This window comes from Pseudomonas sp. MWU347 (assembly GCF_017947305.1).
Classification (GTDB): Bacteria; Pseudomonadota; Gammaproteobacteria; order Pseudomonadales; family Pseudomonadaceae; genus Aquipseudomonas; species Aquipseudomonas putida_A.
This window is the reverse complement of sequence record NZ_JAFGZB010000007.1, coordinates 88,446-113,718: the sequence shown is the minus strand read 5'-3', so window position 1 is coordinate 113,718 and position 25,273 is coordinate 88,446. Positions and strand designations below refer to the sequence as shown.

Below are 25,273 nucleotides of genomic sequence, written 5' to 3'. Positions count from 1 at the left end.
TCGTTCTACCTCAGCTTCAGGGTGGCAAGGCCGATCAACACGAGAATCACGGTGATGATCCAGAAACGGACGATCACGCGTGGCTCGGGCCAGCCCTTGAGTTCAAAGTGGTGGTGAATCGGTGCCATGCGGAACACACGGCGCCCGGTCAGCTTGAAAGAGGCAACCTGGATAACCACCGACAGGGTTTCCATCACGAACACGCCGCCCATGATGAACAGGACGATTTCCTGACGGACGATCACTGCGATGGTGCCCAGTGCCGCGCCCAGTGCCAGAGCACCGACGTCGCCCATGAACACTTGCGCCGGGTAGGTGTTGAACCAGAGGAAGCCCAGACCGGCACCGATCAGCGCGCCGCAGAACACGATCAGTTCGCCCGCACCCGGCACGTAAGGGATCAGCAGGTATTCAGCGAATTTCACGTTACCCGACAGGTAGCAGAAGATCCCCAGACCGCCGCCGACCATCACGGTTGGCATGATCGCCAGACCGTCGAGGCCGTCGGTCAGGTTGACCGCGTTGCTCGAACCGACGATCACGAAGTAGGTCAGCACGATGAAACCGGCGCCCAGCGGAATGCTGTAGTCCTTGAGCATCGGCAGGATCAGCGTGGTCTCAACCGGCGTGGTCGCGGTCATATAAAGGAAGATCGCTGCGCCCAGGCCAAAGACCGACTGCCAGAAATATTTCCAGCGGCTTGGCAAGCCACGGGAGTTCTTCTCGATCACTTTGCGGTAGTCGTCGACCCAGCCGATGGCACCGAACAGCAGCGTCACCAGCAGCACGACCCAGACGTAGCGGTTGCTCAGGTCAGCCCACAGCAGGGTGCTGACACCGATGGAAGACAAAATCAGTGCGCCACCCATGGTTGGCGTACCCGACTTGGACAGGTGCGATTGCGGGCCGTCATTACGAACGGACTGGCCGATCTGACGGTTCTGCAGGGTGCGGATCATCCACGGGCCATAGCACAGCGACAAAACCAGCGCGGTCAGCACACCGAGGATCCCGCGCAGGGTCAGGTACTGGAAGACCGCGAAGCCTTTGTAGAACTGTTGCAGATACTCCGCTAGCAGCAGCAGCATTAATGTTTCTCCAGACTGGACCCGCACAGAGCCGCAACGATGTTTTCCATCGCTGCACTGCGCGAACCCTTGATCAAAATGGTGGTGTTTGTGTCCTGCTCGGCGTCGAGGGCCTGGATCAGTTCGGCTTGCGTGCCGAAGTGATGCGCCTCTTTACCGAATGCGTTCACGGCGTGGACCATGTTCGGCCCGACCGCGTAAAGCGCGGAAACCTTGCCCCGGGCATATTCGCCCACGTCGCGGTGCCCCTGCTCCGCCCAGTCGCCCAACTCGCCGATATCTCCGAGCACCAGGACGGTGCGGCCGGAAAAGCCGGCGAGTATATCAACGGCCGCGCACATGGAGGTGGGGTTTGCGTTGTAAGTGTCATCGATCACGCGCATGCCGTTCTTCGCCAGTTGCGCGACGGTGCGACCCTTGACCGGTTGTACCGCGCCAAGCCCGGTGGCGATGCCGAACAGCGACACGCCCAGGGCGTGAGCGGCAGCGGCGGCAGCCATGGCGTTGGCCACGTTATGGGTGCCGAGCAGGTTCAGCTGAACGTGCTCCACACCTTCAGGTGTATGCAGGTTGAAGGCCGGGCAACCCCGGGCATCAGTGCTCAGGTCGCTGGCGTAGAAATCTGCCTGAGGATTGTTCAGGGAGAAGGTCAGCACCTTGCGTGCGCCGGCGCGGAGCTTCCAGATGCCAAAGGCCTTGTCATCGAGGTTGAGCACGGCGACGCCATCCGCTGCCAGCCCGTCGATGATCTCGCCTTTGGCTTCGACGATTTTTTCCGGCCCGCCGAACTCGCCAACGTGAGCGGTACCGGCGTTGTTGAGAATCGCCACGTGTGGCTTGGTCAGCCCGACGGTGTAAGCGATTTCGCCCAGACGCGAAGCGCCCAGTTCGATCACGGCGGCGGTGTGTTCCGGCGCCAGTTCGAGCAGGGTCAGCGGTGCGCCGAGGTCGTTGTTCAGATTGCCGCGCGTCGCCAGCACCGGACCGCGGGTACGCAGGATGCTCGCGAGCATTTCCTTGACCGTGGTCTTGCCGCTGGAGCCAGTGATGGCCGCGACTGGCTGGGTGAATGCGGCACGGTTCAACGCACCCAACTGGCCGAGGGCCTGGCGGGTATCCTTGACCAGCAGTTGCGGCAAGGTGCTGTCGACGACTTCGCGCTCGACCAGTGCCGCCACCGCGCCTTTGCCGGCGACGTCATTCAGATAGTCGTGACCATCGAAGCGCGGGCCAGTCAGGGCAATAAACAGTTGGCCAGCGGTGATCGCACGGCTGTCGATGCTGACGCCATCGAAACTGGCATCGCTGCTGATCAGACGGGCGTCGAGCACGTTGGTCAGTTCGCTCAATGTCAGGGCCTTAAGCATGGGCCACCTCCCACGCGGTGAGGGCATGATCGGCTTCGACCAGGTCGGAGAACGCGTGGCGCTCGCCGTTGATTTCCTGATAGTCCTCGTGACCTTTACCGGCCAGCACGATCACGTCATCCGCCGAAGCGCCAGCGATCAGTTGCGCAATCGCCTGACCACGGCCGGCGACGAAGGTGACGTTATCCACAGCGCTGAAACCGGCGCGGATGTCGTCGAAAATCTGCGCCGGGTCTTCCGTGCGCGGGTTGTCATCGGTGACCAGCACGCGATCAGCCAGACGCTCGACCACTTCGGCCATCAGCGGACGCTTGCCGCGATCACGATCACCGCCACAGCCGAACAGGCACAGCAACTGGCCTTTGACGTGTGGCCGCAGTGCGCTCAGAACCTTTTCCAGGGCATCCGGGGTGTGGGCGTAATCGACCACCACCAGCGGCTGAGTGCCGCCACCCAGACGCTGCATGCGTCCGGCCGGGCCTTCGAGTTTCGGCAGCACCTTGAGAATTTCGTCTAGGGCGTAATCCAGACCGAGCAAGGCGCCGACTGCCGCCAGTACGTTGCTCAGGTTGAAACGACCGAGCAGCGTGCTGCGCAGGTGATGCTCGCCCTGCGGCGTGACCAGCGTGGCGCGCACGCCGTGGTCATCGAACTGCGCTTCACGGCAGAACAGGTAGGCGCTGCTGTCGAGCAGGCTGTAGGTGATCAGGCGCGAATCGCGTTTTTCGGCGGCCAGTTGCCGACCGAAATCGTCGTCGAGGTTGACCACGCGGCACTTCAGGTCATTCCAGGCGAACAGCTTGGCCTTGGCCTCGGCGTACGCCTCCATGGTGCCGTGATAATCCAGGTGATCGCGGGACAGGTTGGTCATCACCGCCACATCAAATGCCAATGCGGTGACCCGACCCTGATCCAGACCGTGAGACGACACTTCCATGGCCACGGCTTTAGCCCCGGCCTTCTTCAGGTCGCCCAAGGTTGCTTGCACGGCAATCGGATTCGGCGTGGTGTGCAGACCGCTTTCCAGCGCGCCATAGAAGCCGGAGCCCAGCGTGCCGACGATGCCGCAGTGCTGACCGAGCAGGTCGAGTGCCTGCGCGACCAGTTGGGTCACGCTGGTCTTGCCGTTAGTGCCGGTGACACCGATCAGGTTCAGGTGATGGCTTGGCTCACCATAAAAGCGCCCGGCGATGTCGGACAGCTGCGCCGCCAGGCCTTTGACCGGAATCAACGGAACTTCGGTGATCGGCAGCACGGTGGCGCCTTCCACTTCATAGGCAACCGCCGCCGCGCCGCGCTGCAAGGCATCGGCGATGTGCGCACGGCCATCGAACTTGCCGCCCGGCACGGCGAGGAACAGGTCACCCGCGCGTACGTTGCGGCTGTCCAGCGCCAACTCACGGATCAGCAGATCGTGGCCGGCGTGGGGGAATATCTTGTTCAGACTCAGAGACATCAGCCGCGCCCTCCATTGGCTTTCAGCGGAACGACCGGGGTAGCGTTGGCCTGTTGGGTGGTCGGCAGGTTGTCCGGGGTCACGTTCATCAGACGCAGGGTGCCGGACATCACGCGGCTGAACACCGGTGCCGACACCAGACCACCGAAGTAACCGGCCTTGGACGGTTCATCGATCACCACCACGATGGCGTAACGCGGATCGCTCATCGGGCCGAAACCGGCGAACAACGAACGGTACGAGTTTTCGGCGTAGCCCTTGGTGCCCACCGACGTTTTACGTGCAGTACCCGACTTGCCGGCCACGTGATACGCCGGCACCTGCGCACGGAACACGCCGCGCGGTGCTTCAATCACTTGCTGCAGCATGCCTTGCATGGTTTTCGCGACCGCTTCCGGCAGTACCTGGGTGGTCTGCGGCGGCTTGTCGGTTTTGATCAGGGTCAGCGGTGCGAGACGACCGTTGTTGGCCAGCGCCGAGAACGCGTGCACCAACTGGATCGCGGTCACGGAAATACCGTAGCCGTACGACAGCGTCGCGGTTTCAGCCTTGCGCCATTCGCGGTAGTTCGGCAGGTTGCCGACGCGCTCGCCCGGGAAGCCGAGGCCGGTGTCCTGGCCGAGGCCGACTTTCTGCGCGAGGCGGAAAATGGTTTCGCCACCAATATCGAACGCGACCTTACTCATGCCGACGTTACTGGAGTTGATCAGAATGCCGGTCAGGTCGAGTACCGGACCTTCGGTCTTCGACACGTCCTTGATGGTGTACTTGCCGATCTGCAGGGAGCCCGGGTACACCTCGACGGTGTCGCTCGGTTTCCAGCGGCCGGTTTCGATCGCGGCACTCATCGAGATCGCTTTCATGGTCGAACCCGGTTCGAACACGTCGATCATCGCGCGGTTACGCATCATCGCCGGCTGCAGGTTGCGCCGGTTGTTCGGGTTGTAGGTCGGCTGGTTGACCATGGCGAGAATCTCGCCGGTCTTCACGTCCATGATCACCAGGCTGCCGGCCTTGGCGCCGTTCTCGATGATCGCGTTGCGCAGCTCGCGGTTGGCCAGGTATTGCAGACGCAGGTCAATCGACAACGCCAAGGGCTTGCCGGCCTTGGCGTTCTTGGTGACCTGGACATCCTTGATCAGCCGACCGCGCCGATCCTTGATGACCTGCCGCTTGCCCGGGACACCGGCCAGCCACTCGTCGTAGGCCAGCTCGACGCCTTCACGCCCGTGATCGTCAATGTCGGTAAAGCCGACCATGTGCGCGGTAACTTCACCGGCCGGATAGAAGCGGCGGAATTCTTCGATGCCGTAAACGCCCGGCACTTTCAAGTCGAGCACAGCCTGGCCCTGCTCGGGGGTCAACCCGCGCACCAGATAAATGAATTCTTTGTTGGCCTGGGCTTCGAGACGTTCGGCCAGGGCTTTCGGATCCTGCCCCAGCGCAGCGGCCAGCGCCGGCCACTTCTCTTTGGCGGTCTGCATTTCCTTGGCGTTGGCCCACAGGGTCGTCACCGGGGTACTCACGGCCAACGGCTCGCCGTTACGGTCGGTGATCAGACCACGGTGAGCAGGAATCGGAATATGACGCAGACTGCGCGCGTCGCCCTGACCTTTGAGGAAGTCACGGTCAACCACTTGCAGGTCGATGATGCGCCAGCAGATCGCCGCGACCATCACGCCGAGCAGTGCCACCATCAGGCGGAAGCGCCACGGGAAGAGTGCCCCTTCGAGTTTCATCATGGCGCCACCATCTTCACGTCAGCCGCGCCAGGGATGTGCATTTTCAGTTGTTCGGTGGCCAGCACTTCGATGCGGCTGTGCGCAGTCCAGGTGCTTTGCTCGAGAATCAGGCGCCCCCACTCGGCCTGCGCCTTGTCGCGCACGCTGAGTTCGTTATAAAGATTGTTGAGCAACTGCCGGTTCCAGTGCGCGCTGTAAGACACGCCGATGGCCGACACGAGCACGCCGATAAACAGCAGCAGCATGATAAAGCTGCCGCCCGGCAGGGGCTTGGCGAAAAGCTTGCTCACCGCAACTTCTCCGCGACACGCATGACAGCGCTACGGGAACGTGGGTTGGCTTTGAGTTCGGCGTCGGAGGCCGTCTGCGCTTTGCCGTGGATTTTGATTTTCGGTTCGAACGCCACGTGGCGCACGGGCAGGTTGCGTGGCAGGTTGTCAGCTTCGCCTTTCACCAGCTTGCGCATGAACAGTTTGACGATGCGGTCTTCCAGCGAGTGGAAGCTGATGACCACCAGACGGCCACCGATCTCCAGAGCATCCAGGGCGGCTTCGAGGCCGGCTTCCAGATCGCCCAGTTCGTTGTTGACGTGAATGCGCAAACCCTGGAATGCACGGGTCGCCGGGTTCTTGCCCTTCTCCCACGCCGGGTTGGCGACTTTCAAGACTTCAGCCAGATCAGCGGTGCGCTCGAACGGCTTGATGTCGCGGCGCTCGGCCACGGCACGGGCCATGCGCCCGGAGAAACGCTCTTCGCCGTATTCCTTGAACACCCGGGCGATTTCTTCCACCGGCGCGGTGTTGACGAACTCGGCGGCGCTGATGCCACGGGACGGATCCATGCGCATGTCCAGCGGGCCGTCGTTAAGGAAACTGAAGCCGCGTTCGGCGTCGTCGAGCTGCGGCGAAGACACGCCGAGATCGAGCAGGATACCGCTGACCTTGCCGCTCAGACCTCGCTCGGCAACCACCGAACCCAGCTCGGCAAAGCTGCGCTGCACAACGACAAAGCGGCCGTCTTCGGCCGCTAGCGTTTGCCCGGTGGCAATCGCTTGTGGATCTTTGTCGAACCCGATGAGCCGACCGTCCGTCCCGAGCTGGCTGAGGATCAGCCGACTGTGCCCGCCGCGCCCGAACGTACCGTCCAGATAGCAGCCATCAGGACGTACGGCGAGAGCCTCGACGGCTTCGTCAAGCAGTACGGTGATGTGGTTAAAGCCGCTATCAATAGTCACAGGATCAAATCACGCAGTTCATCAGGCATGGCGCCCGGTTGTTGAATAGCAGCAAGGTCAGCGGCAGACACCGCGTTCCATGCATCCTCGTCCCACAATTGGAACTTGTTCAGTTGGCCCACCAGCATCGCTTTCTTATCAAGCTTGGCGTATTCGCGCAGACGCGGTGGAACCAGAAAACGACCACTGCCGTCGAGTTCGAGGTCGACGGCATTACCAATCAATAAACGCTGCAGGCGACGGTTCTCTTCGCGAAGCGAAGGGAGTGCGCGCAACTTGGTTTCAATGATTTCCCACTCGTCGAGCGGGTAGACACACAGGCACGGATCAACGGCATCAATGGTCACGATCAATTGGCCGGAACTACGCGAAACGAGCTCGTCACGGTACCGGCTCGGCATGGCGAGACGGCCCTTTGCATCGAGACTGATAGCGTTAGCTCCGCGAAACACGTCAGCGTTTCTCCAATTTTTATCGTTTTGAGCTCAAAAAACCCACTTCATGCCACTTTCCGCCACTTGCGCACACTATAGGAATGCGCCCACCACACCGTCAAGGCGCGGATCAAAGGAAAACCCTTACAGAACGGAGATTTAGGAGCTTAAAAGGAGGGGTAACGACAATTTGGCGGACACTTTTGACCAATAACTTGATGCAGCACTGAAAGCTGCGCTCGGAAGTTAAAGTAATTTGTTAAGAGTAAGATTTTTTCGGTATTACAAAAGCGCTTCTGCTGTTGATTGAAGCAAGGTGGGAAATGGCTATTACTGCATTTGCCGCTGCCGGACTTTAGCGCAGGCCTGCCGATAATAACCAGCCCTGATGCCATTGATTCAAGCAGGGAAAGAAAAAGGTGGAGAGTCGATCTGTAAGCCGGGTTCTGTCTTGAACAGTCATTCGTCTACGATGGCCATCACTGGACATCTTTAGCAACCTACCCGGTCCCAGCGCGGGCCACGCCTTGGGACCCTATTTGGTCTTGCTCCAAGTGGGGTTTACCTAGCCACGAACTGTTGCCAGACGTGCGGTGCGCTCTTACCGCACCTTTTCACCCTTACCGGCGCCGAAGCGCTTAGGCGGTTATTTTCTGTGGCACTTTCCGTAGGCTCACGCCTCCCAGGCATTACCTGGCACTTCGCCCTATGGAGCCCGGACTTTCCTCCCCCCCCTAATTTTCATAGAGGGCAGCGACTGTCCGATCGACTCTCCGCCGCGCAGGTTAACGGCAGAGCGCCCGAAGAACAAGCGCTAATAGCCGTGAAACCCGTCTGCGCGACGGGTTACTCGCCCTTCTGCTGTTCCAGTGCGACCTGATACAGCACGTTTTTGCGCTCGCCGGTGATTTGCGCGGCCAGAGCGGCGGCACGCTTGAGCGGCATCTCTTCGAGCAACAGATTAAGCACGCGCATCGCTTCGCTGCTGACGGCGTCTTCGGACTCCGGTGCAGACCAGCCTGCGACCAGCACCACACACTCCCCCCGCTGCTGATTGCTGTCGGACTCGACAAACGCACGCAGCTCAGCCAGCGGCAACCCCTTAAGCGTCTCGAAAGTCTTGGTGATTTCCCGGGCCAGCAATGCCTGACGCTCTCCACCGAACACGGCTTCCATGTCCTGCAGGCATTCGAGAATACGGTGCGGGGCCTCGTAGAAAATCAGCGTGCGCGGCTCTTCTTTGACTGCTTCCAGGCGCGCCTTGCGCCCTACCGACTTGGCCGGCAGGAAGCCTTCGAAGATGAATCGGTCGGAGGGCAGGCCCGCCGCCGACAGCGCCGCGATCAAAGCACAGGCGCCCGGCACCGGCACCACATTGATCCCCGCCGCCCGCGCCTGACGCACCAGGTGGTAACCCGGATCGGAAATCAGCGGCGTCCCGGCATCGGAAATCAACGCGACGTTATCGCCCGCCAGCAAACGGGTAATAAAGCGGCTACCTTCATCACGTTCGTTGTGTTCGTGGCAGGCGGCCAACGGCGTGGCAATGCCGAAGTGCTGCATCAACCGCGCCGAGTGCCGTGTGTCTTCGGCGGCGATCAACGCCACTTCGCGAAGGATTTTCAGAGCCCGGGCGCTGATGTCGTCCAGGTTGCCGATGGGCGTCGCCACCACATAAAGCGAGCCAGCAGCGGAATTCAAAGGACCTGGAGCAGTCAAAGCGCACACCTCGTGTTCGGTAAAAGCCGGCATTGTAGCGCGTCACGAGGCTTGCGAACCGTATGAGCCAAGCGCGGTTTTGCACGCAGTTGTGCGCCGCTGCAACATTTACTCCAGCTAAATTGATTGATTCACGCCAGTAACATCGCGCCCCGGCCAGTGCTTGGGTACAATTCCACGCTAATTTGATCGAGTATCAGGAACACTTACATGATCGCTTGCCTGCGGCTGTTCACTGCCCTCTGCCTCGCTGCCTTGCTGGCGGCCTGCGCCAGCTCCCCTTCCTCCAGCCTTGGCGAACTTCCACGGACTCCGGATGCCAGCATCGAGCAACTGCTCGAACAGGCTACCCAGGCCAAGACGCCGGAAAAAGCCGCGCTGTTGCGCTTGAGCGCGGCAGACTTGGCATATCGCCAGGGCAACGCCGGCCAGTCCGCGCAGATCCTGCAACAAGTGCCGATGGAGCAGTTGAAGCCAGGCCAGCAGATCTTCGCCAGCACCCTGTCCGCTGAGCTGGCGATGACTCGCAATCAGCCGAAAGCCGCGCTGACGGCCCTGAGCCATCCGAGCCTGCAGCATCTGAGCGAAATGCCGGAAGACCAGCAAGTGCGCACCGGCACCGTGCATGCCCGCGCACTGGAAGCCGACGGCCAGACCCTGGCTGCGGCTCGCGAGCGCATCTTCATCGCACCGATGCTCAAAGGCGAAGTCGCAAGCAAGAACCACGAAGCGATATGGACCCTGATCGCCTCGCTACCAACCGATCAACTGCAACCCAATACCTCCGACGATCTCGGTGGCTGGATGGGCCTGGCCCTGGCCGTGAAAACCGCCGGCACTCTGGAACAGCAGCAAGCGGCGATCGATGCCTGGCGCGCACAAAACCCGAAACACCCGGCGGCAATCAACCTGCCGCTGCCCCTGACCAAACTCAAGGAACTGGCCAGCCAGCCCCTGAGCAAGATCGCCCTGCTGCTGCCGCAAGACGGCCCACTGGCCTCGGTCGGCAAGGCCCTGCGTGAAGGTTTCATGGCGGCGCACTATCAAGCGCAACAGGCCGGCCAGAAGCCGCCCGCCATCGAGTTCTACGACAGCTCCAAGCTGACCTTGATGGACGATTTCTACCGCAAGGCTCAGGCTGACGGCGTGCAACTGGTGGTCGGCCCGCTGGAAAAACCACTGGTCAAACAACTGAGCACCCGTCCGCAACTGCCGATCACCACCCTCGCATTGAACTACAGCGAAGGCGATCAAGGTCCGGCGCAACTGTTCCAGTTCGGCCTGGCGGCTGAAGACGAAGCCCGCGAAGTTTCGCGTCGTGCCCGCGCCGACGGCCTGCACCGCGCGGCGATCATGGTGCCGAAAGGCGAATGGGGCGACCGCGTACTGCGTGCGTTCAGCCAGGACTGGCAGGCCAATGGCGGCAGCATCGTCGCCACCGAACGTGTCGATCAGCCGGTGCAACTGGCCCAGCAGATCGCCGACATGTTCCAGCTGCGTCAGAGCGAAGCCCGCGCCAAGAGCCTGCAGAACGCCGCTGGCACCAACGTAGCCGCGCAGCCGTCGCGTCGTCAGGACATCGAGTTCATCTTCCTCGCAGCCACCCCGCAACAGGCGCAGCAGATCAAGCCGACCCTGAACTTCCAGTACGCCGGTGACGTTCCGGTGTACGCAACGTCCCACGTCTACAGCGCCAGCGGCGATGTGAACCAGTACAACGACATGAACGGTGTGCGCTTCTGCGAAACCCCGTGGTTGCTGGAAGCCAATGACCCGCTACGCCAGCAAGTCACCGCGCAATGGCCACAAGCGGCCGGCAGCCTCGGCCGCCTGTACGCCATGGGCGTCGATGCCTACCGTCTGGCACCGCGCCTGGGTCAGTTGAAGGCGCTGCCGGACAGCCGCATCGAAGGTCAGTCGGGCAGCCTGGGCATGACCCAGACCCAACGCGTGGTGCGTCAGTTGCCATGGGCGCAGTTCGTCAACGGTCAGGTTCAACGCCTGCCGGACACCCCGCGCTGATGCCCGACGGCTCGCACCTGCAGAGCGGCAAGGATGCCGAGCGCCAGGCGCTCGAGCATCTGCAACACCACGGTCTGCGCCTGCTGGCGCAGAACTGGTCATGCAAACGGGGCGAGCTTGATCTGGTCATGCTTGATGGCGATACAGTAGTATTCGTCGAAGTCCGCTACAGAAAAAACACTCAATGGGGTGGCGCGCTCGCTAGCATCGATGAGCGCAAACGGCAGAAACTGATTTTCGCCGCACAGTATTTTCTTCAGCGTGAGTCACGCTGGGCCGACTCCCCTTGCCGCTTCGACGTGGTGGCCATCGACAGGCACCCGGATCAATTGAACTGGTTGCAGAATGCGTTCGATGGTTGATTCTCTGCACACCACCCCGGACACTTTCACCGACAATTTTTGCTCTTTGCTTTGCGGGCTGCACATTCACGTGCCGAACAGCCGCGCTACTTAAGGTCACACAGATGGACATGCAATCCCGAATTCGCCAGCTTTTCCAGGCCAGTATCGACACCAAGCAACAGGCGATGGACGTACTTGCACCGCACATCGAGCAAGCCAGCCAGATCATGGTCAACGCCCTGCTCAACGAAGGCAAAATGCTTTCGTGCGGCAACGGCGGCTCTGCCGGCGACGCCCAGCACTTCTCCTCGGAGCTGCTCAACCGCTTCGAGCGCGAACGCCCGAGCCTGCCGGCCATCGCCCTGACCACCGACAGCTCGACGATCACCTCGATCGCCAACGACTACAGCTACAACGAAGTGTTCTCCAAGCAGATCCGCGCACTGGGTCAACCAGGCGACGTATTGCTGGCGATTTCGACCAGCGGTAACTCGGCCAACATTATTCAGGCGATCCAGGCCGCACATGATCGCGAAATGATTGTCGTAGCATTGACTGGCCGCGATGGCGGCGGCATGGCTTCGCTGCTGCTGCCTGAAGATGTCGAGATTCGCGTACCGGCCCATGTCACTGCACGTATTCAGGAAGTCCATCTGCTGGCGATCCATTGCCTCTGCGATCTGATCGACAGCCAACTGTTCGGGAGTGAAGAATGACCCCTAATCGCCTTGGCCTTCTGGCCTTGACCCTGTGCCTCGGCATCAGCGGCTGCACCTCGGTGGTGAATGCCAGCCGTGAAGCGCCGATTGAAGACGACCGCGGCACCCGAACCTTCGGCAGCAAAATCGACGACTCGCTGATCGAGACCAAAGTCGGCGTCAACGTGGCCAAGGCCGACCCCGGCCTGGACAAGGACTCGCATATCGTCGTCACCAGCTTCAACGGCGTGGTGCTGCTCGCCGGCCAGACGCCGCGCGAAGACCTCAAGGCCAAGGCTGAACAGGCCGCCGCCAACGTCCAGCGCGTGAAGAAGGTGCACAACGAGCTGCAAGTGATTGCGCCGTCGAGCTTCCTCGCCCGCCAGAACGACGCCTGGCTGACCACCAAGATCAAGACCCAGATGCTGACCGATGCCAGCATTCCCGGCTCGCGCATCAAGGTCGTGACCGAGAACGGCATCGTCTACCTGCTGGGCCTGCTGACCAAGCAGGAAGCCCAACAAGCGACCAACCTGGTGCAGAGCGTTTCCGGTGTGCAGAAAATCGTGAAGCTGTTCGAATACATCGACTGATACGCGACGAGCAGACACAAAAAAGGCGATCCATCCGGATCGCCTTTTTTATTACTTCACCACTTTCAGGCTTGGCCGGCCGCTTGGTCGCGGCGGCTCGCTGCCCGGTGGCGGCAAGTCGTCATCGGGTTCGACATCGTCTTCGTCATCCATCGGCGACTCGAGATCGAACACCATGCCCTGCCCGTTCTCCCGGGCGTAGATACCCAGAATCGCGCTGATCGGCACATACAGACTGTGCGGAACGCCACCAAAGCGACCCTCAAAGGTCACCACGTCGTTGTCCATGTGCAAGTGACGCACGGCGCTGGGCGAAATGTTCAGGACAATTTGCCCGTCACTGGCGAAGCCCTGCGGCACCTGCACTGCCGGGTATTCGGAATTGACCAGCATGTGCGGGGTGCAATCGTTATCCACAATCCACTCGTAGAGCGCGCGGACCAGATAAGGTCGACTGGAGTTCATAGCGGCTCCTTAAGCCTTAGCGCATATCGCGTTCGACGCCAGACAGACTTGCCTGGAAAGCCTCACGCGCAAACTGGCGCTCCATATAATCAAGCAGCGGCTTGGCCGGCCGCGGCAGTTCAATACCCAGAATCGGCAAACGCCAGAGTATTGGCAATAGGCAGCAATCCACCAGACTTTGTTCCTCACTGAGGAAAAACGGCTTGTCGGCAAACAGCGGCGACACGCCCGTCAGGCTTTCACGCAATTCCTTACGCGCCACGACACGCGCGGCCTCCTTGGACTTGGGATCAAGAATCAGATCCACCAGACCACACCAGTCGCGCTGAATACGGTGAATCAGCAGACGACTGTTGGCACGCGCCACCGGATAAACCGGCATCAGTGGCGGATGCGGGTAACGCTCATCCAGATATTCCATCACCACGGTCGACTCCCACAACGCCAGGTCGCGATCGACCAGTGTCGGGAGACTGCCGTAAGGGTTCACCTCAATCAGTTTAGGCGGCTGGCGACCAGCTTCCACGTAAATGATTTCGGCGCTGACACCCTTCTCTGCAAGCACGATGCGCACTCGGTGGGAATAGTGGTCGGCGGGGTCGGAGTAACAGGCCAACCGATTGGTCACGCCCATGGCGATCCTCCTCGCTTGTTGAAATTATCGGAACCGGAAAAACGCGCGCGCCCAGAGGGCGCCTCCCGCAATGCCTGGCGAACCAGACCTTGCGTTATCGGAGGAACCCTTGGGCGCGCGCGATTAACAGCAATGCTTGAAGCGTATCAGTGCACGTCTTTCCAGTATTCACGCTTGAGCAGGTAGGCGAACACAAAGAAGAACGCCAGGTACAGCAAGACGTAAGTACCGATGCGCTGATGTTGCAGCTTAACCGGGTTAGCCGAGTAAGCCAGGAAGGTTACCAGATTCTTGACCTTCTCATCGAACTGCTCTTCGTTCAGAGCACCGGATTTCGGCACGATGGTCAACTGATCGCACGCTTCATGGGTCAGCGGCGTACCGGTCAGCGGATCGTATTGCTTCTTGCCGTCCTCGACGATCTGCACTTGCTTGCAGCCAACCACCTGGCGACCTTGCAGGCCGACCAGCACGTTAGGCATGCCGACGTTCGGGAAGACCTTGTTGTTCACGCCCCAAGGACGTGCCGGATCTTCGTAGAACGAGCGCAGGTAACCGTAGAGCCAGTCAGTACCACGCACGCGAGCCACCAAAGTCAGGTCCGGCGGAGCAGCACCGAACCAGGTCTTGGCGTCCGCCGGCTGCATGCCGATGTTCATGTGATCGCCGATCTTGGCGCCAGTGAACACCAGCTTCTCGAGCATCATTTCGTGGGGAATGCCGAGGTCATCGGCCACCCGCTCGTAACGCTGAAACTTGGCACTGTGGCAGCCCATGCAATAGTTGGCGAAGGTCCGCGCACCATCTTGCAGGGCAGCCTTGTCGGACACGTCGATATCGACTTTTTCCAGCTCCGGACCACCGTGTTCAGCGGCGAAAGACAGCACAGGCAGAGCAGCAAAAATCAGAGCAAAAAATAACTTTTTCATCAGCCAGTCACCCTTTCCGGAACCGGTTTGGTCTTCTCGAGCCTGGTGTAGAACGGCATCAGAATGAAGTAGGCGAAGTACAGGAAGGTGCAGATCTGCGACACCAGCGTGCGCTCCGGCGTCGGGGCCAGTACGCCCAGAATGCCGAGGATCACGAAGGAAATGCAGAACACCACCAGCCAGATTTTGCTCATCCAGCCCTTGTAACGCATCGATTTGACCGGGCTGCGATCCAGCCACGGCAGCACGAACAGCATGGCAATCGAGGCGCCCATGGCGATAACACCCATGAGTTTGTCCGGGATCGCACGCAAGATCGCGTAGAACGGTGTGAAGTACCAGACCGGTGCAATGTGCTCAGGCGTCTTGAACGGGTTGGCTTGCTCGAAGTTTGGTTTTTCGAGGAAGTAGCCGCCCATTTCCGGGAAGAAGAACACGATAAAGCAGAAGATGAACAGGAACACCACTACGCCGACGATGTCTTTCACGGTGTAGTACGGGTGGAAAGCAATGCCATCCAGCGGGACACCGTTTTCGTCTTTGTGCTTCTTGATGTCGACGCCATCAGGGTTGTTCGAGCCGACTTCGTGCAGCGCCAGAATGTGCAGCACCACCAGACCAAGAATCACGATCGGCAGGGCCACGACGTGCAGGGCGAAGAAGCGGTTCAGGGTGATTCCGGAGATCAGGTAGTCACCCCGAATCCACTGGGTCAGGTCGTTACCGATCACCGGAATCGCACCGAATAGCGAGATGATCACCTGGGCACCCCAGTAGGACATCTGACCCCAAGGCAGCAGATAACCCATGAAGGCCTCGGCCATCAGCGCCAGGTAGATCAGCATGCCGAATACCCAGACCAGTTCACGTGGTTTCTGGTACGAACCGTAGAGCAGGCCACGGAACATGTGCAGATAGACCACGATGAAGAACGCCGACGCGCCGGTGGAGTGCAGCAGACGCAGGATCGAGCCGTACTCGACATCGCGCATGATGTATTCGACGGAAGCGAACGCCTCTTCTGCCGACGGCGTGTAGCTCATCGTCAGCCAGACACCGGTGACGATCTGATTGACCAGCACCAGCAGCGCCAGCGAGCCGAAGAAATAGAAGAAGTTGAAGTTTTTTGGCGCGTAATACTTGCTGAGATGGTCTTCCCACATTTTGGTCGCAGGGAAGCGCGCATCCACCCAATCCATGAACTTGCTCATCACGCTTTCTCCGTATCGACGCCAATGACAATCAGGTCATCGGTCTCATAGGAATGCGGGGGAACTGGCAGGTTCAAAGGCGCAGGTTGCGACTTGTAGACGCGGCCAGCCAGATCGTAGTGGGAGCCGTGGCAAGGGCAGAAATAGCCACCGACCCAGTCCTTACCCAGATCCGCAGGTGCCACTTCGGGACGGAAGGTTGGTGAGCAACCCAAGTGAGTGCAGATCCCGATCAGCAGGAGAATTTCCGGCTTGATCGAACGCACTTCAGGGTCGACATAGGTGGGTTGCGTGGAGTTCTTGGAAGTCGGATCGGAGAGCTGGCCCTCGATCTTCTTGAGATTCCCCAGGATTTCCGCAGTACGGCGGACAATGAACACCGGCTGGCCGCGCCACTCGGCAATCATCTGCTGTCCTGGCTCGATCTTGCTGACATTCACTTTCACCGGTGCACCGGCGGCTTTCGCCTTGGCACTGGGAAACCATGACCCCACGAACGGGACCGCAGCCCCCACCGCTCCTGCAGCACCCACCACGGATGTGGCTGCTACCAAGAAGCGACGCCGGCCTGCATTCACGCCGTCATTGCTCATTCAGTCCTCTCCCATCAGCTTTGTGGCCTGTTAAATCAGGCATCTACTAAATAAATCAATGTTACTTATAAAAATTTTGCCGAGATGGTAATGAAAAGCCCCAATTCTGACAAGGGAATTACCCGGAGCTCACACCCTCAAGCCTTGCAGTATAGGGGGTCTACGAATGTGGCAAGTTGTCACAGCGCAATTCTTTTGATAAATCGCAGGCATAAAAAAAACGCCCGGTTCCGTGAGGAATCGGGCGTTCTTTTTTGAACGTGGAAACGAATTAACGCTTCGAGTACTGCGGACGCTTACGCGCTTTACGCAGACCAACTTTCTTACGTTCAACTTCACGGGCGTCGCGAGTAACGAAGCCAGCTTTGCGCAGAGCGCTACGCAGGGTTTCGTCGTAGTCCATCAGAGCGCGAGTGATGCCGTGGCGGATTGCGCCAGCCTGACCACTTACACCACCACCGATGACAGTGACGTAGATGTCGAACTTCTCGACAGTCTCGGTCAGTTCCAGCGGCTGACGAACTACCATGCGGGCAGTTTCGCGGCCGAAGAACGAGTCCAGGGAGCGGTTGTTGATGGAGATGTTACCAGTACCCGGACGCAGGAAAACGCGTGCGGTTGCGGTCTTGCGACGGCCAGTGCCGTAATTTTGAGTCGCCGACATAATGAACTATTCCGTTAAATCTTCAGTTCTTGGGGCTGCTGAGCAGTATGAGGGTGTGCAGCGCCCGCATAGACTTTCAGCTTACGGTACATGTCACGACCCAGCGGGTTCTTAGGCAGCATGCCTTTAACCGCGGTCTCGATCACGCGCTCAGGGGCTTTGGCGATCAGCTTTTCAAAGTTGATCGACTTGATGCCGCCCGGGAAACCGGAGTGGGAGTAGTACATTTTGTCAGTGGTTTTAGCGCCGGTTACACGGATCTGCTCGGCGTTGATTACGACGATGTAGTCGCCGGTGTCAACGTGAGGAGTGTACTCAGGCTTGTGCTTGCCACGCAGACGGCTCGCGATTTCGGTGGCCAGACGACCCAGGGTCTGACCAGCAGCGTCGACGACAAACCAGTCGCGCTTTACTGTTTCCGGTTTAGCAGTAAAAGTTTTCATTCTTTATAGCCTCAGGGGCCGCCTGTAAATAAGACGGCGGATCTTACTGAATAGTGCGTACTTTGACAAGTCAAAGGCAGCCGGATACAGACGCTTTCGGGGGCTCGGGTCGGCGCGTCCGTTCAACGGCAAGATTCTTCGGCGGCGGCGCATCACTTCCACTGCAGAAAGAGGTCGGCAATTATGCAGATTGCGAAAAAATTTTCAACCTGCTTTTATGATTGTTTTGCCCAAGGAGCACCCGATGGACTATCGCCAGCTAGGCCGTACCGACCTGAACGTGAGTGCAATCTGCCTCGGCACCATGACCTGGGGCGAGCAAAACACTGAAGCTGAAGCCTTCGCCCAGATCGAACGGGCCAAGGAAGCCGGGATCAATTTCATCGACACCGCCGAGATGTACCCGGTGCCGCCGAAAGCCGACACCTACGCCACCACCGAGCGCTACATCGGCAATTACTTCAAGCGTCGCGGCGACCGCGCCGACTGGATCCTAGCCAGCAAGATCGCCGGCCCCGGCAACACCATCGACTACATCCGCGACAAGAACCTGCGCCACAATCGCCAGCACATCACCGCCGCGGTGGATGCCAGCCTCGAGCGTCTGCAGACCGATTACATCGACCTTTATCAATTGCACTGGCCAGAGCGCAGCACCAACTTTTTCGGACAGCTGGGCTACAAGCACAAGATCGAGGCCAACCTGACGCCGCTCGAAGACACCCTCGAAGCGCTCGACGAACAAGTGAAGGCCGGCAAGATCCGCCACATCGGTCTGTCCAACGAGACGCCGTGGGGCACCATGCGTTTCCTAGCCTTGGCCGAAGCCCGTGGCTGGCCGCGCGCGGTGTCGATCCAGAACCCGTACAACCTGCTCAACCGCAGCTTCGAAATCGGCCTGGCGGAAATCGCCATTCGCGAACAGTGCGGCCTGCTCGCGTACTCGCCGCTGGCGTTCGGCTTCCTGTCCGGCAAGTACGAAGGTGGCGCTCGCCCGCCGAAAGGCCGCCTGAGCCTCTACAGCCGCTTCAGCCGCTACTTCAACCCGCAGTCGGAAGCTGCTTGCAGCCGTTACGTGGCACTGGCCCGGGAACATGGTCTGGACCCGGCGCAAATGGCCTTGGCGTTCGTCACCCAGCAACCGTTCGTCACCAGCAACATCATTGGCGCGACGACGCTGGAGCAACTGGACAGCAACATTGCCAGTTTTGATCTGAAACTTTCCGATGAAGTGCTGGCGGGGATCGAGGCGATTCACAAGGATCACCCGAATCCGGCACCTTGATCGACCGCTAAAAGCTTCGCGAGCAAGCCCGCTCCCACAGAGGCTCACCGCACCTGTGGGAGCGAGCTTGCTCGCGAAGAGGCCAGTCAACTCACTGCAAATTTCAAAGCGACCGCGCAATGATCTCCTTCATGATTTCATTGGTGCCGGCATAGATGCGCTGCACGCGCGCATCCGCCCACGCCCGGGCCACCGGGTATTCCCACATGAAGCCGTAGCCGCCATGCAACTGCACGCACTCGTCGAGCACCTTGCATTGCAGGTCGGTGCCCCAGTATTTGGCCATCGCCGCTGTTGGAACATCGAGCTTGCCTTGCAGGTGCAGTTCCAGGCACTTGTCGACAAAGACCCGGCCGATCTGAATCTCGGTAGCCATTTCCGCCAGTTTGAAGCGGGTGTTCTGGAAGTCGGCAATCGCCTTGCCGAACGCCTTGCGATCACGGGTGTAATCCAGCGTCCATTTCAGCGCAGCTTCGGCTGAGGCCAGACCACCGATCGCTACCGTCAGTCGCTCCTGTGGCAATTCCTGCATCAAATAAGCGAACCCTGCCCCGGCCTGACCCAACAGGTTTTCCTTGGGAACACGCACGTCCTGGAAGAACAATTCCGACGTGTCCTGAGCCTTCATTCCGACCTTCTCCAGGCGTTTGCCCTTCTCGAAGCCCGGCGTATTCGCCTCTACCACAAACAGGCTAGTGCCCTTGGCACCGGCCTTCGGATCAGTCTTGGCGACGACGATCACCAAATCAGCGAGGAAGCCGTTGGTGATGAAAGTCTTGGAGCCGTTGATCACGTACTCGTCGCCATCCAGCACCGCCGTGGTCTTGACCCCTTGCAGGTCGGAGCCGGCGCCCGGTTCGGTCATGGCAATCGCACTGACCATCTCGCCAGAGACCAGTTTCGGCAGGTATTTGTGCTTAAGCGCTTCGCTGCCGTAATGCAGGATGTACGGTGCGACGATGTCCGAATGCAGCGAAAAGCCGATACCGGTCAGACCCAAGCGACCGACCTCTTCGATCACCACCGCGCTGTACAGAAAGTCCGCGCCCAGGCCGCCGTATTCTTCCGGCAGGTGTGAGCAGAGCATCCCCGCCTCCCCGGCCTTGTTCCACAGCTTGCGGTCGATGTGGCCTTGTTTCTCCCATTGCGCATGGAACGGGACAGCCTCTTTTTCGAGGAAGGTTCGTACGCTGTCGCGGAACAATTCGTGCTCGGAGCTGAACAAGGTTCTGGGGATCATGCGGCACCTTTCATTCTTGTTGGAGGGATATGACCTTCAGAGACTAAGCCTCACCTCCGACACAGGACACTGGACACATCCGACAAAAAATAAGACGATCCAGCCGTCTGGTGACCACTTTCCCTTATAAAAACAAAACAAAAGTTGAATTATGTCCAAGCAAGTCTCCACGCCCTTGCGGCGCGTCAGCATCCTGGCAATCGACCGGGTTTTCGCATCCACTCTCATGCAGGCCAAGGATTTCTTCCATCTGGCCAGCCTGCGTTACGGCAAACAACTGGGCCACGGCCTGACACCGGCGTTTGAAACCCGCCTGGTCAGCCCCGACGGCAAACCGGTGAACAGCTTCAGTGACGTGATGATGCCGGTGGACGGCGGCCTGGAAAACGCCGACGTCATCATCCTCCCGGCGTTCTGGGACGACTTTGAAACCCTGTGCGGCCGTTATCCACAAATCCTGCCGTGGCTGCGCGAGCAGCATGCCCGCGGCGCCGTGCTCTGCGGCGAAGCCACCGGGGTGTTCTGGCTGGCCGAGGCCGGACTGCTCAATGGTAAGGAAGCGACCACCTACTGGCGCTTCTTCAATGCCTTCGCCGAGCGCTTCCCCAAGGTGTACCTCAATCAGGACAAGCACCTGACCGACGCTGACAACCTGTATTGCGCCGGCGGCACCACTTCGGCCTGCGATCTCTATATCTACCTGATCGAACGCTTCTGCGGCGCCAACGTGGCGCAAGCCGTGGCCCGCGACATTCTGTATGAAGTGCAGCGCAGTTATTCGCCGGGTCGCATCGGTTTCGGCGGGCAGAAGCTGCACCAGGACGTGATCATCCTGCAGATCCAGCACTGGCTTGAAGAGCATTTCGCCGACAAGTTCCGCTTCGAAGACGTGGCCCGCGAGCACGGCATGAGCATCCGCAACTTCATGCGCCGCTTCCAGACCGCGACTGGTGACAAGCCGCTGCACTACCTACAACGGTTGCGTATAGAGACCGCCAAGGGCTTGCTGTCCGGCAGCCGCAAGAGCATCAAGACCATCAGTTATGAGGTCGGCTACGACGATGCGAGCTTCTTTGCGCGACTGTTCCGCCAGCATACGGAGCTGTCGCCGAACCAGTATCGGCAGCAGTTTCAGCAGGCAGCATAACTCCCTGCCCACGCACAAAACCACTGTGGGAGCGGGCTTGCTCGCGAAAGCGTACTTTCAGTTGGCATCTATTTAGCTGACACACCGCATTCGCGAGCAAGCCCGCTCCCACAGGGGTACTGCGTCGCATAAAAAAAGGCCTGCAATTGCAGGCCCTTTTTCTTTGACGAAGCTGTTTAAGGCTTGTGCGCCCGCGACAGGAATTCGTGCGATTGCATCTCCAGCAGACGGCTGAGCGTACGCTGGAATTCGAACGTCAGGCGTCCGCCGGTGTACAGGTCTTTCAACTCGACTTCGGCAGAAATGATCAGCTTGACGTTACGGTCGTAGAACTCGTCGACCATGTTGATGAAACGCCGGGCGATGTCATCAGTGGTGACGCTCATCTGCTCGACGCCACTGAGCAGCACGGCGTGGAAGATCTTGCCCAGCTCGATGTAGTCGTTCTGGCTGCGTGGGCCGTCGCACAGTTCGCGGAAGTCGAACCAGGCCACGTCGTCGCAGGTGCGCAGGGCACGGATTTCACGGTTCTCGATGATCAGCACATCGTTTTCCACCGCGGCGGTGCATTCCGGCGTCAGGGCCTTGAAGCTCTTGCGCAGGCTTTCATGGGCGGCTTCATCCAGCGGATAGTGGAACAGCTCCGCTTGTTCGAGGTGGCGCAGACGGTAGTCGACACCGCTGTCGACGTTGACGATCTCGGTGTTCTGCTTGATCAGCGCAATAGCCGGCAGGAAGCGTGCGCGTTGCAGGCCGTCCTTGTACAAGCCGTCCGGAACGATGTTCGAGGTCGCGACCAGGGTCACGCCGTTCTTGAACAGCTCTTCCATCAGCGTGCCGAGGATCATCGCGTCGGTGATGTCCGAAACGAAGAATTCATCGAAGCAGATCACTCGCGACTCGGTCGCGAAGCGCTTGGCGATGATGGTCAGCGGGTTTTTCTCGCCGCCCAGGGTTTTCATCTCTTCGTGCACACGCTTCATGAAGCGGTGGAAGTGGGTGCGGGTCTTTTCCTTGAACGGCAGCGCTTCGAAGAAGGTGTCGACCAGGTAAGTCTTGCCGCGACCCACGCCGCCCCAGAAGTACAGGCCCTTGACCGGCGTCTGATCCTTCTTGCCAAACAGCTTGCCCAGCAAACCCGGCTTGTTCTGCTCGGCCGCGATCAGATCGTCGTACAGGCGCTGCAGATGACGCACGGCAGTTTCCTGCGCGGCGTCATGGAAGAAGTCCGGGCGTTTCAGATCAGCTTGATATCGTTCTAGGGGCGTCATAATTCGTTAGCAAGGCAACAAAAACGGGCCGTCACTGTAGCGACGGCCCGTAGGAATGGCAATCAGCCCTTGGTCGGGCCGCGCCGCGGATTAGTCCTGAACCGGGGTCAGTGCAACGCGCAGAGCTTCGACAGCCGCGTCCCGCGCAGCAGCATCGGCGAACGCCGGGCTGTCGCCAACGCACTCGCCTTCCAGCCACACGCTGAAGCTCAGGTCTTGATTGCGGATGTCCAGCGCCTGACCGGATTGCAGTTGCTTGGTCACTTGGCCGGCGGTTTTGCCGTCGGCAAAGTTGCGCGACAGCAATAGTTGCTCGCCATCAGCCGCCAGCAGACGGAAGCGGAAGCTGCCGTCGTCTTCACGGAAGCTCACGAAACGTGCAGCTTTCACGGCTTTCTTTTTGGTGGTCGCCGCGACTTGCACCTGATTGACGAACGAACGCAGGCCGACCGCTTCACGCAGTTCGTTGAGGAACGGCGTCGCCACCGCACGAGCCTTTTTCGCGCCGTGTTGCAGGATGTCTTCCAGATCCGCCGGGCGCTCGATCAACTGGTGATAGCGCTCGCGGGACTCGCCCAGTTCATTGTCGAGCAACTGGAACAGACGATTCTTCGCCTCGCCCCAACCCAGACCGCCGAGCAGTTCGCTGCGGAATTCGTCCGCCTGCGCCGGTGTGGCGAACGCCTGAAACAGAGTGAACAGGTGCGAGTTATCCGGATCTTTGGCTTCGCCCGGCGCTTTGGAGTCGGTGACGATCCGCGAGATCGCGTCCTTCATCTCTTTGGCGCTGGAGAACAGCGGGATGGTGTTGTCGTAGCTCTTCGACATCTTGCGCCCATCGAGGCCGGGCAAGGTCGCCACGCTCTCCTCGATCAGCGCTTCAGGCATGGTGAAGAACTCTTTGCCTTGGCCGAACAGGTGGTTGAAGCGCTGGCCGATGTCGCGGGCCATTTCCACGTGCTGGATCTGGTCACGACCGACCGGGACCTTGTGCGCGTTGAACATCAGGATGTCCGCCGCCATCAGCACCGGGTAGCTGTAGAGACCCATGGTGATCCCGGCATCCGGGTCTTCACCGCTCTCGACGTTCTTGTCCACCGAGGCCTTGTAGGCGTGCGCCCGGTTGAGCAAGCCTTTGGCGGCGACGCAGGTCAGCAGCCAGGTCAGCTCGGGGATTTCCGGAATGTCGGACTGGCGATAGAAGGTCACACGGTCGACATCCAGGCCACCGGCCAGCCAGGTCGCGGCGATTTCCAGACGCGAGCGCTGGATGCGCAGCGGGTCATCGCATTTGATCAAGGCGTGGTAGTCGGCCAGGAAGTAGAACGAATCGGCATTGCTGTCGCGGCTGGCGAGAATCGCCGGGCGGATGGCGCCGGCGTAGTTGCCCAGGTGCGGCGTGCCGGTGGTGGTGATGCCGGTGAGGATACGGGTACGGTTCGTCATGGGTAATCGCTTGTCAGACTGCAATCAATTCGAGAGACGCGGCAGGATCAGATCCTTGAGATCGGTCAGCTTGCCATGAAAAAAGTGTCCGCATTCTGCCACTTTCAGCAGCTCATGGGGGCGCTGGAGTTTTTCCGACCAGTCGTAGACCAACTGCGGATCGATCACTTCGTCGGTTTCCGGCTGGATCACGGTCAGCTCGCCGTGCTGTGGCAGTTGATCCTGATCGCCCAGGCGCATCACCGCCGGCGCGACCATAAACAACTGCTTGAGCTGCACGCCTTGGGCTTCGAGACGACCGCCGAGACTTGCTGCAACAAATCCGCCGAAGGAGAAACCGAACAGGGTCAGCGGCAGCTCCGGATGCTTTTCCAGTAGCCATGCTGCGGCAGCCTGAGCGTCGTCGACTTCACCGCTGCCCATGTCGTGGGAGCCTTCGCTGGCACCGACGCCGCGATAGTTGAAGCGCAAGGTGATCAAACCTGCGTCGCGCGCAGTGCGCTGCAGGGTCGAGACGACCTTGTTGAGCATGGTGCCGCCCTGCACCGGGTTTGGATGGCAGATCAGCGCAATGCCGACTGGCTGCTCGTTATCGAGGTACAGCGCTTCGATTTGGCCGACTGGGCCGGCAATCACTACAGGGGTTTCACGCATCAGCAAGGAAGGAACTCCGTGACCTCGAATCGGGTCGACTCGTCTAGCAAATTGTCTGTGCCAATCTATTGCGAGTGAATCGCGGTATACAGCGCAGGTTCGAGCCGTTAACGTAAAGCAAAGCCGTTTATAGAGGAAGGACTCGTGGAACACTCGCTCTTAGTTTGGTTGTTACCGACTCTTGCCCTGGTTGTGGGTGTCGCCATTGGATTCCTGATCGCTCGCGTCGCACCGAATGCCGCGCCGAGCCGCACGCAGCGTCAACTGGATGATATCCAGGAGCGTTTCGACAGCTATCAAAACGAGGTGGTCACTCACTTCAACAGCACCGCGACGCTGGTCAAGAAGCTGACCCAGAGCTATCAGGAAGTGCAGGATCATCTCGCCGAGGGTGCCAACCGCCTGGCCCTGGACGAGCAGACCCGTCAACGCCTGATCGCCGCTTTGCACGCCGATGCCGCGCAGGCACCGCGCGAACGCCTGACGCCGCCGCGCGATCAGGAGCCGCCACGCGACTACGCGCCGAAAGCCCCGAACTCGCCGGGCATGCTCGATGAGCATTACGGCTTGAAGAAGTAATCAGCCTTCGCTGCA

At 59.9% G+C, this 25,273-nt stretch carries 26 protein-coding genes and 1 other RNA gene; 7 read left to right on the top strand and 20 right to left on the bottom strand.

Features of this window, described 5'->3' with window-relative positions:
• Nucleotides 1-5 precede the first annotated feature (5 nt).
• The 9 genes from mraY to rsmI all read right to left on the bottom strand — a co-directional run bounded on the left by mraY (nucleotide 6) and on the right by rsmI (nucleotide 9,073).
• Complete coding sequence (mraY, locus tag KCG87_RS16460; RefSeq protein ID WP_025109289.1) at nucleotides 6-1,088, bottom strand: phospho-N-acetylmuramoyl-pentapeptide-transferase; 1,083 nt, start codon at nucleotides 1,086-1,088, stop codon at nucleotides 6-8.
• Complete coding sequence (gene murF, locus KCG87_RS16455; protein ID WP_135296532.1) at nucleotides 1,088-2,455, bottom strand: UDP-N-acetylmuramoyl-tripeptide--D-alanyl-D-alanine ligase; 1,368 nt, start codon at nucleotides 2,453-2,455, stop codon at nucleotides 1,088-1,090. Before murF ends, mraY begins: the two co-directional genes overlap by 1 nt.
• Nucleotides 2,448-3,911 carry a UDP-N-acetylmuramoyl-L-alanyl-D-glutamate--2,6-diaminopimelate ligase gene (locus tag KCG87_RS16450; protein ID WP_210558547.1) on the bottom strand — a complete coding sequence of 488 codons (1,464 nt, stop codon included), beginning with the start codon at nucleotides 3,909-3,911 and terminating at the stop codon, nucleotides 2,448-2,450. Before KCG87_RS16450 ends, murF begins: the two co-directional genes overlap by 8 nt.
• Complete coding sequence (locus tag KCG87_RS16445; protein ID WP_171061849.1) at nucleotides 3,911-5,650, bottom strand: penicillin-binding protein 2; 1,740 nt, start codon at nucleotides 5,648-5,650, stop codon at nucleotides 3,911-3,913. The genes KCG87_RS16450 and KCG87_RS16445 overlap by 1 nt, the downstream gene beginning before the upstream one ends.
• On the bottom strand, nucleotides 5,650-5,943 hold the full coding sequence (gene ftsL / locus KCG87_RS16440) for a cell division protein FtsL (RefSeq protein WP_007961627.1): 294 nt from the start codon (nucleotides 5,941-5,943) through the stop codon (nucleotides 5,650-5,652). The genes KCG87_RS16445 and ftsL overlap by 1 nt, the downstream gene beginning before the upstream one ends.
• The gene (gene rsmH / locus KCG87_RS16435; protein WP_097086287.1) at nucleotides 5,940-6,881 is read right to left on the bottom strand and encodes a 16S rRNA (cytosine(1402)-N(4))-methyltransferase RsmH; all 942 of its coding nucleotides are present in this window, start codon (nucleotides 6,879-6,881) and stop codon (nucleotides 5,940-5,942) included. Before rsmH ends, ftsL begins: the two co-directional genes overlap by 4 nt.
• A gap of 2 nt (nucleotides 6,882-6,883) precedes the next feature.
• Nucleotides 6,884-7,339 carry a division/cell wall cluster transcriptional repressor MraZ gene (gene mraZ, locus KCG87_RS16430; RefSeq protein ID WP_003228026.1) on the bottom strand — a complete coding sequence of 152 codons (456 nt, stop codon included), beginning with the start codon at nucleotides 7,337-7,339 and terminating at the stop codon, nucleotides 6,884-6,886.
• Between the two features lie 401 nt (nucleotides 7,340-7,740).
• An RNA gene (gene rnpB / locus KCG87_RS16425) (RNase P RNA component class A) lies at nucleotides 7,741-8,094 on the bottom strand.
• A 73-nt stretch (nucleotides 8,095-8,167) separates the two neighbouring features.
• Nucleotides 8,168-9,073: a 16S rRNA (cytidine(1402)-2'-O)-methyltransferase gene (gene rsmI / locus KCG87_RS16420; RefSeq protein ID WP_210558548.1), complete on the bottom strand. Its 906-nt coding sequence runs from the start codon at nucleotides 9,071-9,073 to the stop codon at nucleotides 8,168-8,170.
• A 177-nt stretch (nucleotides 9,074-9,250) separates the two neighbouring features.
• Here rsmI and KCG87_RS16415 point away from each other — a divergent pair, with 177 nt between their 5' ends.
• From KCG87_RS16415 to KCG87_RS16400, 4 genes are all read left to right on the top strand, one after another.
• Entirely contained in the window at nucleotides 9,251-11,062 is a 1,812-nt protein-coding gene (locus tag KCG87_RS16415; RefSeq protein ID WP_210558549.1) for a penicillin-binding protein activator, read from the top strand.
• Nucleotides 11,062-11,424, top strand: coding sequence for a YraN family protein (locus tag KCG87_RS16410; RefSeq protein WP_027612188.1), 363 nt, complete (start codon nucleotides 11,062-11,064; stop codon nucleotides 11,422-11,424). The genes KCG87_RS16415 and KCG87_RS16410 overlap by 1 nt, the downstream gene beginning before the upstream one ends.
• Before the next feature lie 104 nt (nucleotides 11,425-11,528).
• The gene (locus KCG87_RS16405) at nucleotides 11,529-12,122 is read left to right on the top strand and encodes a phosphoheptose isomerase (protein WP_007961622.1); all 594 of its coding nucleotides are present in this window, start codon (nucleotides 11,529-11,531) and stop codon (nucleotides 12,120-12,122) included.
• Nucleotides 12,119-12,697: a BON domain-containing protein gene (locus tag KCG87_RS16400; protein ID WP_007961621.1), complete on the top strand. Its 579-nt coding sequence runs from the start codon at nucleotides 12,119-12,121 to the stop codon at nucleotides 12,695-12,697. Before KCG87_RS16405 ends, KCG87_RS16400 begins: the two co-directional genes overlap by 4 nt.
• 51 nt (nucleotides 12,698-12,748) lie before the next feature.
• On the opposite strand, the gene KCG87_RS16395 is transcribed toward KCG87_RS16400, so the two are convergent.
• The 7 genes from KCG87_RS16395 to rplM form a co-directional block, all read right to left on the bottom strand.
• Entirely contained in the window at nucleotides 12,749-13,162 is a 414-nt protein-coding gene (locus tag KCG87_RS16395; protein ID WP_135296535.1) for a ClpXP protease specificity-enhancing factor, read from the bottom strand.
• A gap of 16 nt (nucleotides 13,163-13,178) precedes the next feature.
• Nucleotides 13,179-13,796 carry a glutathione S-transferase N-terminal domain-containing protein gene (locus KCG87_RS16390; protein ID WP_007961620.1) on the bottom strand — a complete coding sequence of 206 codons (618 nt, stop codon included), beginning with the start codon at nucleotides 13,794-13,796 and terminating at the stop codon, nucleotides 13,179-13,181.
• 146 nt (nucleotides 13,797-13,942) lie between these two features.
• The gene (locus KCG87_RS16385) at nucleotides 13,943-14,725 is read right to left on the bottom strand and encodes a cytochrome c1 (RefSeq protein WP_007917027.1); all 783 of its coding nucleotides are present in this window, start codon (nucleotides 14,723-14,725) and stop codon (nucleotides 13,943-13,945) included.
• Entirely contained in the window at nucleotides 14,725-15,936 is a 1,212-nt protein-coding gene (locus KCG87_RS16380) for a cytochrome bc complex cytochrome b subunit (protein WP_096797145.1), read from the bottom strand. Before KCG87_RS16380 ends, KCG87_RS16385 begins: the two co-directional genes overlap by 1 nt.
• Nucleotides 15,936-16,529, bottom strand: coding sequence for a ubiquinol-cytochrome c reductase iron-sulfur subunit (petA, locus tag KCG87_RS16375; protein WP_003228055.1), 594 nt, complete (start codon nucleotides 16,527-16,529; stop codon nucleotides 15,936-15,938). The genes KCG87_RS16380 and petA overlap by 1 nt, the downstream gene beginning before the upstream one ends.
• Before the next feature lie 271 nt (nucleotides 16,530-16,800).
• Nucleotides 16,801-17,193, bottom strand: a complete 393-nt coding sequence (gene rpsI / locus KCG87_RS16370) for a 30S ribosomal protein S9 (RefSeq protein WP_007961615.1) — start codon at nucleotides 17,191-17,193, stop codon at nucleotides 16,801-16,803.
• A 14-nt stretch (nucleotides 17,194-17,207) separates the two neighbouring features.
• Entirely contained in the window at nucleotides 17,208-17,636 is a 429-nt protein-coding gene (gene rplM, locus KCG87_RS16365; RefSeq protein WP_003228062.1) for a 50S ribosomal protein L13, read from the bottom strand.
• A 244-nt stretch (nucleotides 17,637-17,880) separates the two neighbouring features.
• Here rplM and KCG87_RS16360 point away from each other — a divergent pair, with 244 nt between their 5' ends.
• Nucleotides 17,881-18,921, top strand: a complete 1,041-nt coding sequence (locus tag KCG87_RS16360) for an NADP(H)-dependent aldo-keto reductase (protein ID WP_210558550.1) — start codon at nucleotides 17,881-17,883, stop codon at nucleotides 18,919-18,921.
• 103 nt (nucleotides 18,922-19,024) lie between these two features.
• Here KCG87_RS16360 and KCG87_RS16355 read toward each other — a convergent pair whose 3' ends face one another.
• Nucleotides 19,025-20,161, bottom strand: a complete 1,137-nt coding sequence (locus tag KCG87_RS16355; RefSeq protein WP_003228064.1) for an acyl-CoA dehydrogenase family protein — start codon at nucleotides 20,159-20,161, stop codon at nucleotides 19,025-19,027.
• A 250-nt stretch (nucleotides 20,162-20,411) separates the two neighbouring features.
• On the opposite strand from KCG87_RS16355, the gene KCG87_RS16350 reads away from it, so the two are divergent.
• A complete protein-coding gene (locus tag KCG87_RS16350) occupies nucleotides 20,412-21,308 on the top strand; it encodes a GlxA family transcriptional regulator (protein ID WP_171061848.1) in 897 nt (298 codons plus the stop codon).
• 176 nt (nucleotides 21,309-21,484) lie between these two features.
• On the opposite strand, the gene zapE is transcribed toward KCG87_RS16350, so the two are convergent.
• From zapE to KCG87_RS16335, 3 genes are all read right to left on the bottom strand, one after another.
• Nucleotides 21,485-22,579, bottom strand: a complete 1,095-nt coding sequence (gene zapE / locus KCG87_RS16345; protein WP_041074841.1) for a cell division protein ZapE — start codon at nucleotides 22,577-22,579, stop codon at nucleotides 21,485-21,487.
• Between the two features lie 90 nt (nucleotides 22,580-22,669).
• Nucleotides 22,670-24,025, bottom strand: coding sequence for a tryptophan--tRNA ligase (locus KCG87_RS16340; RefSeq protein ID WP_210558551.1), 1,356 nt, complete (start codon nucleotides 24,023-24,025; stop codon nucleotides 22,670-22,672).
• Between the two features lie 24 nt (nucleotides 24,026-24,049).
• A complete protein-coding gene (locus KCG87_RS16335; protein ID WP_097086289.1) occupies nucleotides 24,050-24,679 on the bottom strand; it encodes an alpha/beta fold hydrolase in 630 nt (209 codons plus the stop codon).
• Between the two features lie 144 nt (nucleotides 24,680-24,823).
• Here KCG87_RS16335 and KCG87_RS16330 point away from each other — a divergent pair, with 144 nt between their 5' ends.
• Entirely contained in the window at nucleotides 24,824-25,258 is a 435-nt protein-coding gene (locus KCG87_RS16330) for a DUF1043 family protein (RefSeq protein WP_027612195.1), read from the top strand.
• Nucleotides 25,259-25,273 lie beyond the last annotated feature (15 nt).

Excerpts from the sequence above, each read along its gene's own strand:
- KCG87_RS16410 (WP_027612188.1), top strand. The coding sequence starts at position 11,062 with ATGCCCGACGGCTCGCACCTGCAGAGCGGCAAGGATGCCGAGCGCCAG.
- KCG87_RS16385 (WP_007917027.1), bottom strand. The coding sequence starts at position 14,725 with ATGAAAAAGTTATTTTTTGCTCTGATTTTTGCTGCTCTGCCTGTGCTG.
- KCG87_RS16395 (WP_135296535.1), bottom strand. The coding sequence starts at position 13,162 with ATGAACTCCAGTCGACCTTATCTGGTCCGCGCGCTCTACGAGTGGATT.
- KCG87_RS16405 (WP_007961622.1), top strand. The coding sequence starts at position 11,529 with ATGGACATGCAATCCCGAATTCGCCAGCTTTTCCAGGCCAGTATCGAC.
- KCG87_RS16445 (WP_171061849.1), bottom strand. The coding sequence starts at position 5,650 with ATGAAACTCGAAGGGGCACTCTTCCCGTGGCGCTTCCGCCTGATGGTG.
- KCG87_RS16355 (WP_003228064.1), bottom strand. The coding sequence starts at position 20,161 with ATGATCCCCAGAACCTTGTTCAGCTCCGAGCACGAATTGTTCCGCGAC.
- rplM (WP_003228062.1), bottom strand. The coding sequence starts at position 17,636 with ATGAAAACTTTTACTGCTAAACCGGAAACAGTAAAGCGCGACTGGTTT.
- KCG87_RS16340 (WP_210558551.1), bottom strand. The coding sequence starts at position 24,025 with ATGACGAACCGTACCCGTATCCTCACCGGCATCACCACCACCGGCACG.
- KCG87_RS16390 (WP_007961620.1), bottom strand. The coding sequence starts at position 13,796 with ATGGGCGTGACCAATCGGTTGGCCTGTTACTCCGACCCCGCCGACCAC.
- rpsI (WP_007961615.1), bottom strand. The coding sequence starts at position 17,193 with ATGTCGGCGACTCAAAATTACGGCACTGGCCGTCGCAAGACCGCAACC.
- KCG87_RS16360 (WP_210558550.1), top strand. The coding sequence starts at position 17,881 with ATGGACTATCGCCAGCTAGGCCGTACCGACCTGAACGTGAGTGCAATC.
- KCG87_RS16450 (WP_210558547.1), bottom strand. The coding sequence starts at position 3,911 with ATGTCTCTGAGTCTGAACAAGATATTCCCCCACGCCGGCCACGATCTG.
- murF (WP_135296532.1), bottom strand. The coding sequence starts at position 2,455 with ATGCTTAAGGCCCTGACATTGAGCGAACTGACCAACGTGCTCGACGCC.
- KCG87_RS16380 (WP_096797145.1), bottom strand. The coding sequence starts at position 15,936 with ATGAGCAAGTTCATGGATTGGGTGGATGCGCGCTTCCCTGCGACCAAA.
- KCG87_RS16335 (WP_097086289.1), bottom strand. The coding sequence starts at position 24,679 with ATGCGTGAAACCCCTGTAGTGATTGCCGGCCCAGTCGGCCAAATCGAA.
- mraY (WP_025109289.1), bottom strand. The coding sequence starts at position 1,088 with ATGCTGCTGCTGCTAGCGGAGTATCTGCAACAGTTCTACAAAGGCTTC.
- zapE (WP_041074841.1), bottom strand. The coding sequence starts at position 22,579 with ATGACGCCCCTAGAACGATATCAAGCTGATCTGAAACGCCCGGACTTC.
- rsmI (WP_210558548.1), bottom strand. The coding sequence starts at position 9,073 with ATGCCGGCTTTTACCGAACACGAGGTGTGCGCTTTGACTGCTCCAGGT.
- KCG87_RS16415 (WP_210558549.1), top strand. The coding sequence starts at position 9,251 with ATGATCGCTTGCCTGCGGCTGTTCACTGCCCTCTGCCTCGCTGCCTTG.
- petA (WP_003228055.1), bottom strand. The coding sequence starts at position 16,529 with ATGAGCAATGACGGCGTGAATGCAGGCCGGCGTCGCTTCTTGGTAGCA.
- KCG87_RS16400 (WP_007961621.1), top strand. The coding sequence starts at position 12,119 with ATGACCCCTAATCGCCTTGGCCTTCTGGCCTTGACCCTGTGCCTCGGC.